Raw genomic sequence first — 14,674 nt, 5'->3', positions numbered from 1 at the left:
AGCATATTACGGACGCCGTTGCGGCGCTGCACACAGCGCGTCAGCGGCGGCGGAAAGCTTATGAATCCACAGGCCCAAGCCATGAAGCCGCAAATAGAGCTGGACCGCGGTCGCCATGCGGCGCCGCAGCTGTATGAACTGCTCAGGGCCCAGATCGTGTCCCTTGAACTTCTGCCGGGCGCACCCCTGTCGCGCGTGCAGTTATCGGGGGAATTCAACGTCAGCCAGACCCCGGTGCGCGAGGCGCTGCTAAAGTTAACGGAAGAACGGCTGGTCGATGTATTTCCGCAGGCCGCGACCCGGGTCAGTTTGATTGACATCCGCTTTGCCCAAGAGACGCATTTTCTGCGACGCGCAATCGAGCTTGAAATAGTGCGCGAACTGGCGCTCGCTGACGCTGCGGGCCTGGTCATCGAACTAAAGTCGTTGCTGCAGCAACAAGAGTTATTGCGCGATAAGCCTGACCTCGATGGCTTTACCGAAGCCGACCAGGCCTTTCATCGTTGCATGTACAGAGCAGTGGGCAGGGAAGCCCTATGGACACTGGTGCGCAGCCGTAGTGGCCATATCGACCGTTTGCGCCGGCTTCATTTGCCGGCCAGCGGCAAGCTTGACCGCATTGTTAACGACCACCGCCGGATTATTGCCGCCATAGAAAGCGGCAACGCCGCCGATGCCCAGGATAGTCTGCGCAATCATCTTTCGGGAACGCTGGAATACGCAGAACAGATACGTCTGGAACACCCGCAATACTTCACCGGCCCTTAAGCTGGCCGGCATCGGAAGGCGTGATCAACGTGTTGATACGTTGATCACGCTTTTTTTACTAGCCCGCTTTGACCACCTGGCGCCACTTGTGCAACAAGGGCTCGGTATAGCCATTGGGCTGTTCCAGACCTTTGAATACCAGGTCGCAGGCGGCCTGATAGGCGGCCGACGTTTCAAAGTCGCCGGCCATGGGACGGTAGGCCGGGTCGCCGGCGTTCTGGCTATCGACGACCGCGGCCATACGCTGCATGGTTTCGGTTACCTGGTCTTTACTGACAATATTGTGGCGCAGCCAGTTTGCCATGTGCTGGCTGGAAATCCGCAAGGTGGCGCGGTCTTCCATCAGGCCCACGTTGTGGATATCGGGCACCTTCGAACAACCGATGCCCTGATCGATCCAGCGCACGACGTAGCCAAGAATGCCCTGTGCATTGTTGTCGAGTTCTTCCTGGATTTCCTGCGCCGACCAGTTGGTGTCGGTTGCCACGGGTACGGTAAGGATCTTGTCGAGCAATGGCTCGCTTTTGCCTTCCATACCGCGCTGGATTTCCTGCACATCGACTTGATGGTAGTGCAGGGCGTGCAGCGTGGCTGCTGTAGGCGACGGTACCCACGCAGTGTTGCCGCCGGCCTTAAGGTGGCCGATTTTCTGGACCAGCATGTCGGCCATGAGGTCGGGCATGGCCCACATTCCCTTGCCGATCTGGGCTTGTCCACGCAGACCGCATTCCAAGCCTACCTGCACGTTATTTCGCTCGTAAGCGTCGATCCATACACTGCGTTTCATGTCGCCTTTGCGCACCATGGGACCTGCCTCCATCGAGGTGTGCATTTCGTCGCCGGTGCGATCCAGGAAGCCGGTGTTGATGAAGGCAACCCGTTCGTGAGCTTGGGCGATGCAGGCCTTCAGGTTGGTGCTGGTGCGCCGCTCTTCATCCATGATGCCCATTTTCAGCGTGTTGGGCGCCAGGCCCAGCAGCGCTTCTGTGCGAGCGAACAGTTTGCTGGCAAAGGCCACTTCGGCCGGGCCATGCATTTTCGGCTTAACAATGTAGATGGAACCGGCACGCGAGTTTCCGCCCCTTTGAAGGTCGTGCATGGCAATTAGCGACGTAAAGACCGCGTCGAGTATGCCTTCGTGTACTTCTTGGCCTTGCTCGTCGAGGACGGCCGGGTTGGTCATAAGATGGCCGACGTTGCGGATCAGCATGAGCGAGCGGCCATGGAGCTTGCGGGTCTCGCCCTTGGTATCGGTGTAGCTGCGGTCGGGATTCAAGCGGCGAGTGAAGGTTTTGCCGCCTTTGGAAACCTCTTCGACCAGGGTGCCGTTCATGAGACCTAGCCAGTTGCGGTAGGCCGTGACTTTATCTTGGGCATCGACCGCAGCGATGGAATCTTCGCAGTCCATGATGGTGGTCAGTGCGGATTCCATCAACACGTCTTTGATGCCGGCTTTGTCTTGTGCGCCGATGGGATGGGACTTGTCGATTTGTATTTCGAAGTGTAGGCCGTTGTGCTGGAACACCAGGGCTTGCGGAGCCGAGGGCTCGCCGCGATACCCCAGAAACAGTTCTGGTTGTGCCAGGCTGGTTTGCTGGCCGCCTTCGAGGCTTATTTGCAGCTTGCCTTGGTCGACAACGTAAGCCGTGGCGTCGCTATGCCAGCCTTGCGCCAGCGGGATGCTTTCGTCCAGAAACCGGCGGGCAAAGGCGATGACCTTGGTGCCGCGCTGCGGGTTGTAGCCCCCGGCACGGGTAGCGCCGTCGGCTTCCGAAATAGCATCGGTGCCGTACAGGGCATCGTAAAGACTGCCCCAGCGCGCGTTAGCCGCATTCAGGGCATAACGGGCGTTCGTGATGGGCACCACCAACTGAGGCCCAGCTTGCTGGGTAATTTCAACGTCAACCTTACTGGTCTTGATTTGGACGCTGGCTGGAACCTCTTGCAAATACCCGATCTGGCGCAAGAAGGCCTGGTAGGCGGCGTGGTCGGCAACGGGGCCGGGATTCTGGCGATACCAGTTGTCGAGTTCCCCTTGCAAGCGGTCGCGCTCGGCCAGAAGTTGCCGGTTTTCGGGGGCCAGGTCGTGAACGAGTTTATCGAACCCAGACCAGAACGCATCGGAAGCGACGCCGGTGCCGGGCAATGCGTCACGCTCGACAAATTGGTGAAGTTCGGTAGCAACTTTCAGCCGCTTGCATGCTGTTCTATTGGTCATGGCAGGTCCTGGTAAGGTTAAGCAAAAAAATGGAATGAGCTTCGCTCCGGCCAGACATCGATGCCGTCGTGTATAGGCTTTGTAACCTGGAGCGAGTAGACTGTGATTAGGGCGCGCACCTATTATGGCCTGTAGCGTACAAGGACTCAACAACACCCAAAGTCAAATGACTTGATACTTAAAGTACCAAATCATTATTGAATAGCGCCTGATTGGATGTTTAGAGGTACTTGTTGTTGTCAAGGGATATGCCGGATACCATGCTGAATCGGGCCGCCCTGAACTATGTGTTTTCCTTATTGGCCTATCCATGACAAAGGACAGATCATGAAAAACCAAGTGAAACTGATCGGCGCGCCCTCGGCATTGCTGCTGTTGGAAGGCTGGTCGGCTACGGCTGGGCGCGACGCCATCCATAAAAGCTTCATCTTCAAGAACTTCAACGAGGCCTTTGGCTTCATGACTTGCGTCGCCATGCAAGCAGAAAAGCTCGATCATCACCCCGAATGGACCAACGTTTATAACCGGGTAAGCGTGACCCTTACTACCCACGATGCCAAGGGCGTTACTGAACGTGATGTCGCCCTGGCCTTGTTCATGGACCAACTCGAGTAAGTATTCAGGATTCGCATGCAAAAAATCAAAAGTAAAACGGCAATTGACGATCTGGCGCCTCATGGCACATTACGTGTTGCTATTAATTTTGGTAACCCGGTCATTGCGCAGGCGCATCCACAGACTCGGGTGCCTATGGGCGTCTCGGCCGATCTCGCCAACGAACTGGCGCGCCGGCTAGACGTGCCTGTGAAATTTATTACCTACGACGGTGCCGGCAAAGTGTTCGCCGACGCCGAAAGCAATGCATGGGACATCGCGTTCATGGCGATCGATCCGCTGCGGGCCGAGAAACTTTTGTTCACAAAGCCCTACGTCGAAATCGAGGGCACCTATCTGGTTCGCCACGATTCTGCCTTGCAAACGGTGGAACAGCTGGACCAGCCGGGCATGCGCATCGCCGTGGGCAAGGGCGCCGCCTATGATCTGTTCTTAAGCCGCAGCCTGCAACATGCGCAGATCGTACGCGCTGACACGTCCGCCGCCGCCATCGAGCTATTTATCGATCAGGCGCTGGATGCGGCCGCCGGTGTCAGGCAACCTCTGGAAGCGTATGCGGCTCGCAACGGCGCGCTGCGCGTCATCGATGGGCGCTTTACGGCAATCGAGCAGGCCATGGCTACGCCCAAAGGGCGCAAGGCTGGGCTTGAATATCTGCAAGACTTTATCAAGGATATGAAATCCAGCGGCTTTGTGGCCGCGGCGCTCGAACGTAGCGGTCAGTCCGACGCCACCGTGGCACCTTAGGCGCTAGTACTGCGATAGCGGGAGGGCTTAGCGTATGGCGGGCTCCCCTATCCAGGCGACCAGTCCAGAAACCGTTACTAACGACAATACCGTCGAGATCAATATAGCGCGCGACGTTACCGCCGGCTCACGCTCATAAAGCTTGGCCAGCATGAAGGGGCCTGTGCCTACAGGCAGGGCGGCCAGCAAGACGGCAGTAGCGGCCCACAGCGGCGGCATATCGAACACCCAGCGCACCAGCACGAAAGCGACCATGGGGTGCAGAAAGAGCTTGAGCAGCACAATCCGCCAGACAGCACCATGGTGTTCGGCGGGCTCGCCCTGCGCAAGGAACAGCCCTATGGTGACCAGTGCGCATGGGCTCGCTGCGGCTCCCAGCAACGTCGTAAACTGGACCACAGCATACGGCAGGGGCAGTTGCGTGGCGGCTACCGCCAGCCCAAGCACGGGCGCGGCAACCAGTGGGTTCTTCAGCAAAGACAGTGCGACTTTGCGCGTAGTTTTTAGCAGGCTGCGCGACCCTAGCAGGTCGATTTCTATCAACACAATGGAAAACGCAAACAAGACACAGGCGGTCAGTAGGGTTGCAATGATCACAGCGGGCAAGCTGTCGGGCCCAAACACCATCAGGCACAACGGTATGCCCATGAAACCAGCATTCGAGTAAGACGCTGCCAGCCCCTCTATGCTTGCATCGGCAAGGCGTCCGCGCCGGCGGCGGTCCAGTGCATACGAGACACCGAATACTGCGGCTATCGCCAGCCCTGAAGCCGCCACGTAGCCGGGCTGGTTGATTTGTTCCCATGTGATTTGTGCCATGGCCTGAAACAACAGGGCTGGCAGCGCCATCCAGACCACAAATTTGTTTAGGCTGTCAACGGCGCTCGGGCCTAGAAGCCGCCTGCGCCCGCTGACGTAGCCGATCAAAATCAACGCAAAGAGCGGAAATACAGCATTGATGATGACGCTCACGGAGAATCCAGAAGGGGAGTTGATTCGGATGTGGCGTATTAAAGCAAAAAATTGTGATGGACGTTAGGTATTATCGTGAATGGGGCCCGTCTTGGGAATCTCGTGGCATAGTGCGTTTCTATACTGTTATTTTGTTTGGTGGCCATACATGTTTGATAATTCGAATTCCGGCTCTCCGACCCTTTTACCCCCGGTGATGCCGTTTATGGGCTACATGGATGCACGCGCGGCGGTCGAACGTCTGGTCGAAATCTACGCCAGGAACACCGCCTTTATCCGTGATGCGTTTGCTGAATACGCCAAGGGAAATTTCACGCGCCGGCAGCGTGTGCGCGCCTACTACCCCGCCATACGCATCAAGGTCGACACCTATCAGGGGGTGGACAGCCGTCTGTCGTATGGCCACGTGGTAGAGCCGGGCACCTACATGACAACCATTACGCAGCCCGGGCTGTATTTTGACTATTTGCTTGAACAATTGGGTCTGTTGATCAAGAACCATGGCGTCCCGATAGAAATCGGCGAATCCGACATGCCCATACCGCTGCACTTTTCCTTTGTCGATGGGCAATACGTTGAAGGGGTGTACTCGGACAACGTGGGGGATTCCTTACGCGACCATTTCGATGTGCCCGATCTGGCGGTTACCGACGACGCCATTGTCAACGGAACTTGGCACGGAAGGCCAGGTGAACCCTTGCCTTTGGCGCCTTTTACTGCGCCGCGCGTCGACTTTTCACTGCATCGCTTGCAACACTACACCGCCACGGCACCAAAGCATTTTCAGAATTTCGTTCTGTTTACCAACTACCAGTTTTACATCGACGAATTTTGTCAGTGGGCCAAAGAAACACTCGCCTCGGGCGAAGGCGGCTACACCGCATTGGTCGAGCCCGGCAACATCATTACCGGTCCTGGGCCCGATGCGGAACGGTCGGGACTGCCGCTAAGCCGCATACCGCAAATGCCCTCGTATCATCTGGTGCGCGACAAGCATATGGGTATTACCTTGATCAACATTGGAATTGGCCCCTCCAACGCCAAGACAATTACCGACCACGTAGCCGTGCTGCGCCCGTCGGCATGGCTTATGCTTGGCCATTGCGCTGGTCTGCGCACCACCCAGCGCCTGGGTGACTATGTGCTGGCCCATGGCTACGTGCGCCAGGATCACGTGCTGGATGACGACTTGCCCAGTTGGGTTCCAGTTCCACCCTTGGCGGAAATACAAGTTGCACTGGAACAGGCGGTGGCCGAGGTCGCAGGCCTGTCGGGATGGGAGCTGAAAAAAATTATGCGCACAGGTACGGTAGCCACCATCGACAATCGCAATTGGGAATTGCGCGACCACCGCGAACCGGTACAACGCTTATCGCAATCGCGTGCCATTGCCCTGGACATGGAGTCCGCCACCATCGCGGCCAACGGCTTTCGATTTCGGGTGCCCTATGGCACCTTGCTCTGCGTATCCGACAAGCCGCTGCACGGTGAATTGAAATTGCCCGGAATGGCAAGCGATTTTTATCGCACACAGGTCAACCAGCATCTGCATATCGGAATCCGCGCGCTGGAAAACTTGCGCGACATGCCGCGCGAACGATTGCATTCGCGCAAACTGCGCAGCTTCATTGAAACGGCCTTCAAGTAGGGGATACGCCATGAAAAAGATCTATCTGGCGGGGTTTGATGTATTTCGCCCGGATGCACAGCAATACGGCGAACAACTGAAAACCCTTTGTGAAAAATATGGCTTCCAAGGTCTCTATCCCCTCGATAATTCTCCGCCCCGCAACCTGACATCCCTGGATCTGGCGCGCTGGATATACCGGTCCAATATCGCGCTCATCGAACAGTCCGACATTCTTATGGCCAACATGAACGCCTTTCGGGGCGCCGAGCCCGATTCCGGTACTGTCTTCGAGGTAGGGTATGCGACGGCCCTGAACAAGTCGGTGTGGGTTTATACCGACCAGGAACGGTCATTGGTGGCACAGCATGCCGTGCATAAGGCGCCGGGTACACGAAGCTATGTCGATAACCAGGGCTACACGGTAGAGGATTTTGGTTTGAATCTGAACTTGATGATCGCCTGCAGTGCCCACGTTATCGTGGGCTCTGCAGAAGACTGTTTACAACACATAGATTCGATGTAGCCGGCCCGCCGGGCCGGCACAACGATTACTTCTTGCGATTGGCGATATCTTTCTGAGCCTGCGACACCAGGTCTTCGCCTATGGTTTTCTTCCACTTTTCGAAAACGGGTGTGGTCACTTTTACGAAAGCATCGTGCTGAGCCGGCGTCAGGCTGGTAACGGTAACGCCATGGCTTTCAATGTCTTTAAGCATGGACGGGTCTTCTGGTGTGACACCTTTGCGGGCAATGATAATTTGCTGTTTGCCAGCATCGACGGCGGCTTCACGCACGATCTTGCGGTCGGCTTCGGTCCACGATTCCCAAACTTGCTTATTGACCACAAACACCAGCGGGTCGGCCACATAATTCCACAGGGTGAGCTGTTTTTGGGCGACGTCATACAATTTGGCGCCCGCATAGATTGACAGCGGGTTCTCCTGCCCGTCCACCGCGCCGGTAGCGAGTGCCGGCTGCGCATCGGCCCAGCTCATCTGAGTAGGATTGGCGCCCAGGGCGGTGAATGTGTCGATATACAAGGGCGAGCCCACCACACGCAGTTTCAAGCCTTTGAGGTCTTCTGGCGTTTTGATGGCATGTTTGGAGTTGCTGAGCTGACGGTAGCCGTTTTCGCCCCAGGCAAGTGGCAGCACCCCGGCTTTCTCGATGTCCTTGAATAAGGCCTTGCCCACTTCGCCATGGATCAACGCATCGATGGCCGCATAGTCAGGCATCAGGAAGGGCAATGAAAACAGGTTGAGCTGTTTAACCTGAGGAGACCAATTGATGGTCGATCCGATTGCCATGTCGATCAGGCCTTGGCGAATAGCGGTGAACTCACGCGTTTGGTCGCCCTGAACAAGCGAGGTGCCGGGATAAATCTTGATGTTGATGCGGCCGTCGGTGCGTTCACGCACCAGCTTGGACCAGATTTCAGCGCCCTGGCCCCACGGGAAGGTAGTGCCTACGACGATGGACAGTTTGTATTCGGATTTGTAATTAGCCGCGTAGGCAGTGGAAGTAGCAGCAAGGGCGGCTACCGAACAGGCGATGGCGCCGAACAGTGCACGAATTTTCATGGGTATTCCTCTTCACAAGTTAAGACAGCAGTGGAACAACGATTCACAACAAAAATTCTTGGAAATGGCCGGGCACATTGCGCCACAGCGTCTCTTTTTTCCAGATCGAAGGGCAAGCACAGGCTTCACTGGCGTAAGGCAAGCGAAGTCGGCAAAACGCGCCTTTCATCTGGAAAGGGAATCAATAACCCAGATAACGCGGCAGCCATAGAGCCAGTTCGGGAAAAACGATGACCAACACCAGCACCATGAACATCGAGATCAGCAACCAGATCACCCATCGCACGGTGCTCTCCATCGGGACTTTGGCGATGCGGCAGGAAACCATCAGGTTGACCGCAAGCGGTGGCGTAAATTGCCCCAGTGCGACCTTCAGCGTCAGCAGGACACCAAACCATACTGGATCCCAGTTATAGGCATTGGCGATTGGCATCAGCAGCGGCACGAAGATCAGGAAAATGGAAATCCCATCCAGAAACATGCCGAGTGTCATCAGCAACAACACCAGTAGCGATAACACGCCGTATTCGCCCAGGCCCGAGTTCACGATTGCTTTGGTGATCGGGTCGATAACGCTGAGCGTTGAGAGCGCCCAGGCGAAGATGCCCGCCAGGGTCACGACAAGCATGATCACCGCCGACAGCTCGGCGGCCTCTCGCAGGATCAGAAACAAATCGCGGACTTTAATCGTGCGGTGTATGCACATTCCGACAAAAAGTCCGTAAAACACCGCCACGACCGCCGCTTCTGTGGGGGTGAACCAGCCCATGCGCATTCCGCCCAGGATCAGCACCGGCGCAATCAGGCCCCATGTCGCATCCAGCAGGCTGGGCCAGAATGGCGGGCGCGGCAGGCTGCTTTCCAACATGCCCATATTGTGGCGCCGCGATAGCCAGACGGCCGGAATGATCAGCGCGATTCCGGCCAGGATGCCAGGGATCATGCCGGCAGCGAACAAGGCGGGCACCGATGCTTGCGGGACCAGAATCGAATAGACGATGAAGGCGATCGACGGCGGGATAAGAATGTCGGTAGAGGCACCGGCCGCAACGATGCTGGCCGAGAATGGCTTGGGGTAGCCAGCCTTGGTCATGGCGCTGATCATGACGGCGCCGACCGCCGCTGCGCAGGCTGGGCCGGAGCCCGAGATTCCGCCCAGGAACATAGCGACGGCAATAGCGACTAAAGGCAGCATGCCGGGGCCGCGACCCACGATCGCGATCGCGAAATTGACCAGCCGGCTGGCAACACCGGAGCGATCGAATATGGATCCCACCAACACGAACATCGGAATGGCCAGCAGCGGGTACTTGGCCAGGCCGGCATAGAAGTTCTGCGGCACCGCCAGCAGACCAAACCATTGAGTGTCCAGATTTGACAGCACAATGGCCAGGGTGCCCGAGACGCCCAGGGCTACGCCCACCGGTACGCCAATGACCATCAGCAGCACAAAGACGATAAACAGCAAGGTGACGATCATTGCTCGCCCCGCAGCAGGCGGCGCAACATACCCAGCATGCGCAGCGAAATGGCAATCGCAAATACCGGCATCCAGAGGGTGTACCACCAATTGGGTACGCCAATGGCGGGCGAGGTATCGCCCCAGGTGTAGTCATCCAGGGCCATGCGGGCCGACAACACAGCAAGCAAAATGAAAAACAAGAGAACGACCACGCTGCTAATGATCGCCAGTTTGCGTCGCCGTTGGGGCGGTCCACCGTCTGCAAAGATTTCGATGCGTATATGCTGATTGCGCACGAACGCAGTAGACCCCGCGGTCATTGTCAGGACGATAAGCAGGAAGACCGAAATTTCTTCAGTCCAGGCAAAGGAGTTGTTGGTCAGGTAGCGCACCAATACGTTAGCAAAGGTTATTAGTGCCAGACCGCCCAGGATAATGACCGAAAACCAGTCCTCGACTCTTAGGGGGACCTTGACTGGTGGATCGGGGATCTCGGGAATGATCGGTTCGACAGCGTCGTCGAGGCGTGCTTCGGGTAATGCCATTTGTCTCCAACCGGTACGACGTACTTTTTTTCTATGAATCTATTTTTCGGAGTCGAATAATAGCCGACATCCTAACCCGTGGCCGTCTTTTTGGTAGTTCGGGGTTTCCCGCGTTTTGGCAGCGCCAGCATCGTCCCCCGGCAGGCATCCGTACCGCACAGGCATTTGTATTGTTCCTTCAGCTTTTTGGTAATGCGTCCTTCCATGATCAGGCCATAGTCATAGAAGAGCTCTTCACCGGCCGGGATGTCGCGTAGCGCGACAATATGCACGCGTTTTCCGCCACTACCTTCCTGAGCCTGGCAATTGGGGCCGCAGGAGTGATTGATCCAGCGCGCATCGTTACCGCGGTTCCCTCCATCGATGACCTTGCCACTGCTGAGTGAAAAAAAGAAAGTGTGAAATGGGTCGTCGGCATTGACGGGATGCAAGTCATCGGCCTGTTCCGGGGTGATACGCTTGCCGCCGTATTCGAGAATTCGGGTGCCGGCCGGTATATCGCGCGCGGCGAAGACTCCGGTGCCATGCAAGGTGGATTGCTTAACGATATGCCAGGGTTTGGATGGTTGGGTCATGTGCGCGTTTTGGGCGGGGGCTTAAAAGGAATAAACTGCTGCAGTATCCACATCTTATGCAATTAAAACAAACTCTGTGAACACTTCCTCTGATTCAGCCAGCCGAAATGGCGCCCAAGCCCTCCTGCAGACCCTGATCGCCCACGGCGTGGATACCATTTTTGGTTATCCCGGCGGCGCGGTGCTGCCCCTGTACGACGCCCTGTATTCCGAACCACGAATCCGCCACGTACTCGTCAGGCATGAGCAGGGTGCTGTTCACGCTGCCGAAGGCTACGCGCGATCCACCGGCAAGCCGGGCGTAGTGGTCGTGACCTCCGGCCCGGGCATGGCCAACACCACGTCGGGACTGCTGGACGCCATGTGCGATTCGATTCCAATACTGTGCATCAGTGGCCAAGTGGCGACAAGTGCCATCGGTACTGATGCTTTCCAGGAGTGCGATGCCATCGGTATTTCGCGCCCAGTCACGAAATGGAATGCCCAGATACGCCGTACGGAGGACGTGGCCGCCATGGCCTCCAAGGCTTATAACCTGACAACTTCAGGTCGTCCAGGAGCGGTTTTGCTCGATTTCCCCAAAGACATACAGATTGGCCTGGTGCCACCCGAGCCGCCTGCTGCCGAAACCCCCGCGCTGGCCGAGGTAGAAACCCATAGTCCGTCACTCGAGGCCGCCATCAAACGGGCGGCCGCGCTTATTGCCAACGCTAAGCGTCCGGTCTTTTATGGCGGCGGAGGCCTGGTGAATTCAGGCTTGGACGCCTGCCATACCTTCGCCAGCCTGGTTCAAGATATGGCGGCGCCTTGCACCCTTACCTTGATGGGGCTGGGCGCCTTTCCGGCCGACGATCCTCTGTTCCTTGGCATGCTCGGTATGCACGGAACGCTGGAAGCCAATCTGGCGATGCATCATGCGGACTTGATCGTCTGCGTGGGCGCGCGCTTTGATGATCGAATAACAGGACGCCTGTCGGATTTCTGCCCACACGCCAGCAAGATTCATCTGGATATCGACCCGGCGTCCATCAACAAGGTCGTGCGTGCCGACGTTGCGATGGTGGGCGACTGTTATCCCTTGCTGCGTGCCTTGCGCCGCGAACTGGCGCAGATCGAACTTGCGCCCCAGCGGCTGGATGCATGGTGGCAGCGTATTGCCGTGTGGCGCGCGCAGGACTGCCTGAAGGTTACGCCCTCAAGCGAACATATCTTGCCCCAGCATCTGATGCAGCGGGTAGACCATTTGCTAAGCGGCCAGGACGCCATCATTTCGACCGACGTTGGCCAGCACCAGATGTGGGCGGCCCAGTACATCAAATTCAACCGTCCTAATCGCTGGTTGACGTCAGGGGGCGCCGGAACCATGGGTTACGGCTTGCCTGCAGCCATTGGGGCTCAAATTGCCCATCCCGATAAGCCGGTGGTGTGTATCAGCGGCGACGCGTCGGTGCTGATGAATATTCAGGAATTAGCGACTGCGACCCAGCATAGGGCGCCTGTGAAGGTAGTGCTGTGCAATAACGGCCATATGGGCATGGTCAGGCAATGGCAAGAACTGATACACGGCGGGCGTTACAGCCACAGTTATAACGCGTCGCTCCCCGATTTCGTGGCGTTGGCCAAGGCATTTGGCTGGGGCGCAGCGCGCGTCGAAGATCCCGCCGATCTGGATGCGGCCCTCGCCGAATGTTTGGCCTACGACGGTCCGTACTTCCTGGATGTGGTGGTGTTGGCACAAGAGAACTGCTTCCCGATGATGCCGGCCGGTTATGGTCATCAGCAGGTGATGCTGTCGGAAGATACCTGGTACGTCGAGGATTGACCTTAGCTTAAAGAGCGTAAACCCCAATACACTTGCGCCGGTGGTTGTAGTACAACCACCGATTGGTTCAAACTAACAAAACAAGTGTCAGGGACAAAATGCGTAAAAACTGGTTCTCAAAATGCATGCTTGCCGTTTCGATGGCAAGCATTTTTTCTGCTGGCCCGGCAATGGCCGAAAAGACGTTGAAAATGGCCTATGCCTTGTCAACCAATTCGCACTATGGTGCAGGCGCCGATGCATTCTCCAAGGCGCTTGATGGCACTGCCAAGGGTCAGTTTAAGGTTCAGCAGTTTCCCAACAGTGCTCTGGGCGGCGAGCGCGAGGTAATCGAAGGCCTGCAACTGGGCACAATTGATGTCGCAATTGTCTCAACCGGGGCAACCTTGAATTTCGTGCCGAAAACCGGGGTGTTCGACATTCCCTTCTTGTTTCGCGACTTGAGCCATGCCCGCAAGGTATTGGACGGCGACATCGGCCAGCAAATGCTGGCTGAATTCCCCAAGCGTGGCCTGGTAGCCTTGGCCTGGGGCGAACAGGGTTTCCGTCAGCTTACCAATAACGTACGCGCTGTTGCCAAGCCGGAAGACGCCAAGGGTCTGAAAATTCGTACCACCGAAAATCCCATCCATATTGCCGCATTCCGGCATTTGGGCGTGCTGGCGACCCCCATGGCTTGGCCCGAAGTAGCCACGGCTCTGCAGCAGGGCACCATCGATGGTCAGGAAAACCCGCTATCGGTCATTGTGTCCGCCAAGCTGCCCCAGTTGCAGAAGTTTCTGTCTTTGACGGCGCACGTCTATGGGCCGGCATTGGTACTGATGTCGCCCAATGTTTACGATGGCCTGTCTGATGCCGACAAGGCGAAATTCAAGGCTGCCGGCCACGATGCCGCCATTGCCATGCGCAACTACGTCGATGCGGTCGAGAAAAGCGGCCTTGAAGAAGTCAAAAAACAGGGCATGCAGGTCAATACCGTCGACCATGCGGCCTTTGTCAAAGCCGTTGAGCCGGTCTATCCGCAGTATTACAAGCAGTTCGGCAAAGACTTCGTGGAATCCATCCGCAGCACCCAGTAATCGGGCGCCTTTGCTATAGCGGCTTCAAGGGGCTGGCGCCGGCGTCAGCCCCTATTGATTGTGTCTTTCATTAGCTTCAGCATTTCTGCAAACGCGCCCTCAGAAACAAACAGGACAAATCGTGCAAATTTTTCGCATCATGGACCGCACTTTATTCCGGTTTATATCGCTTGTGACGCAGTTATTGATTCTTTCGGCGGTGGCCGCGGCTTTCTATCAGGTTATTGCCCGCTTCGTGCTTGAATCACCCGCCGACTGGAGCGAGGCGTGGACTCGGGCCTCGCTCATCTGGACGGTGATGTTGGGCGTGGCACTGGCGTTTCGTCAGGGCGCCATGCTTAGCGTGGAAATGCTCCACAGCATGCTCGGAAAGCGCAACAAGCGCTGGCTTGAGCATCTTATCTTGCTCATCTGCGTGGGTTTTCTGGGCTTCATGGCGTGGGTGGGCGGGCAAATGGCCTGGCGTGTGCGCTTCCAGACCATGCCCAGCTTCGACGTTTCTATTTCGTGGGTGTATATCGCAATTCCCATCGGAATGACGTTGGCAATACTGGCCGTTATCGCTTATTGGGCCGAAGGCCCGCGCCAAGCTATTGTGGACGATACCGTTCTTTGATCGCCTTGATCGTTAGCTAATAATTAACAAAGCCCCCAAATACGT

At 56.8% G+C, this 14,674-nt stretch carries 14 protein-coding genes; 8 read left to right on the top strand and 6 right to left on the bottom strand.

The features are described from left to right. The first annotated feature begins 60 nt into the window (after positions 1-60). Positions 61-768 (top strand): GntR family transcriptional regulator, encoded by a 708-nt coding sequence (locus EKL30_RS10845; protein ID WP_126707241.1) that lies wholly within the window; start codon positions 61-63, stop codon positions 766-768. 58 nt (positions 769-826) lie between these two features. On the opposite strand, the gene EKL30_RS10840 is transcribed toward EKL30_RS10845, so the two are convergent. Continuing rightward, positions 827-2,986 carry a malate synthase G gene (locus EKL30_RS10840; RefSeq protein ID WP_126707240.1) on the bottom strand — a complete coding sequence of 720 codons (2,160 nt, stop codon included), beginning with the start codon at positions 2,984-2,986 and terminating at the stop codon, positions 827-829. Between the two features lie 327 nt (positions 2,987-3,313). Here EKL30_RS10840 and EKL30_RS10835 point away from each other — a divergent pair, with 327 nt between their 5' ends. Then, entirely contained in the window at positions 3,314-3,601 is a 288-nt protein-coding gene (locus tag EKL30_RS10835) for a 4a-hydroxytetrahydrobiopterin dehydratase (protein WP_126707239.1), read from the top strand. Positions 3,602-3,616: 15 nt separating this feature from the next. Further along, on the top strand, positions 3,617-4,348 hold the full coding sequence (locus EKL30_RS10830; protein WP_126707238.1) for an ABC transporter substrate-binding protein: 732 nt from the start codon (positions 3,617-3,619) through the stop codon (positions 4,346-4,348). Between the two features lie 27 nt (positions 4,349-4,375). On the opposite strand, the gene EKL30_RS10825 is transcribed toward EKL30_RS10830, so the two are convergent. After that, a complete protein-coding gene (locus tag EKL30_RS10825) occupies positions 4,376-5,320 on the bottom strand; it encodes an AEC family transporter (RefSeq protein WP_126707237.1) in 945 nt (314 codons plus the stop codon). 196 nt (positions 5,321-5,516) lie between these two features. Between EKL30_RS10825 and EKL30_RS10820 the strand changes: the two genes are divergently transcribed. After that, entirely contained in the window at positions 5,517-6,968 is a 1,452-nt protein-coding gene (locus EKL30_RS10820) for an AMP nucleosidase (protein ID WP_370246260.1), read from the top strand. A 10-nt stretch (positions 6,969-6,978) separates the two neighbouring features. Continuing rightward, a complete protein-coding gene (locus tag EKL30_RS10815; RefSeq protein WP_126707235.1) occupies positions 6,979-7,473 on the top strand; it encodes a nucleoside 2-deoxyribosyltransferase in 495 nt (164 codons plus the stop codon). 25 nt (positions 7,474-7,498) lie between these two features. Here the strand turns inward: EKL30_RS10815 and EKL30_RS10810 are convergent, their stop codons facing one another. The 4 genes from EKL30_RS10810 to EKL30_RS10795 form a co-directional block, all read right to left on the bottom strand. After that, on the bottom strand, positions 7,499-8,530 hold the full coding sequence (locus tag EKL30_RS10810; protein ID WP_126707234.1) for a DctP family TRAP transporter solute-binding subunit: 1,032 nt from the start codon (positions 8,528-8,530) through the stop codon (positions 7,499-7,501). A 181-nt stretch (positions 8,531-8,711) separates the two neighbouring features. Next, positions 8,712-10,010 (bottom strand): TRAP transporter large permease, encoded by a 1,299-nt coding sequence (locus EKL30_RS10805; RefSeq protein ID WP_126707233.1) that lies wholly within the window; start codon positions 10,008-10,010, stop codon positions 8,712-8,714. Further along, the gene (locus EKL30_RS10800; RefSeq protein ID WP_126707232.1) at positions 10,007-10,537 is read right to left on the bottom strand and encodes a TRAP transporter small permease; all 531 of its coding nucleotides are present in this window, start codon (positions 10,535-10,537) and stop codon (positions 10,007-10,009) included. Before EKL30_RS10800 ends, EKL30_RS10805 begins: the two co-directional genes overlap by 4 nt. Before the next feature lie 71 nt (positions 10,538-10,608). Continuing rightward, complete coding sequence (locus EKL30_RS10795) at positions 10,609-11,112, bottom strand: SET domain-containing protein (protein WP_126707231.1); 504 nt, start codon at positions 11,110-11,112, stop codon at positions 10,609-10,611. A 76-nt stretch (positions 11,113-11,188) separates the two neighbouring features. Here EKL30_RS10795 and ilvB point away from each other — a divergent pair, with 76 nt between their 5' ends. From ilvB to EKL30_RS10780, 3 genes are all read left to right on the top strand, one after another. After that, positions 11,189-12,934, top strand: a complete 1,746-nt coding sequence (gene ilvB / locus EKL30_RS10790) for a biosynthetic-type acetolactate synthase large subunit (RefSeq protein WP_126707230.1) — start codon at positions 11,189-11,191, stop codon at positions 12,932-12,934. Between the two features lie 98 nt (positions 12,935-13,032). Continuing rightward, positions 13,033-14,013, top strand: coding sequence for a TRAP transporter substrate-binding protein (locus tag EKL30_RS10785; RefSeq protein ID WP_126707229.1), 981 nt, complete (start codon positions 13,033-13,035; stop codon positions 14,011-14,013). Positions 14,014-14,134: 121 nt separating this feature from the next. After that, positions 14,135-14,629, top strand: coding sequence for a TRAP transporter small permease (locus tag EKL30_RS10780; RefSeq protein ID WP_370246254.1), 495 nt, complete (start codon positions 14,135-14,137; stop codon positions 14,627-14,629). The last annotated feature ends 45 nt before the right edge of the window (positions 14,630-14,674 follow it).

This window comes from Candidimonas sp. SYP-B2681, from assembly GCF_003971065.1.
GTDB lineage: Bacteria > Pseudomonadota > Gammaproteobacteria > Burkholderiales > Burkholderiaceae_B > Pollutimonas.
The sequence above is the reverse complement of the archived record's forward strand: the minus strand, read 5'-3'. Positions and strand labels throughout refer to the sequence as shown.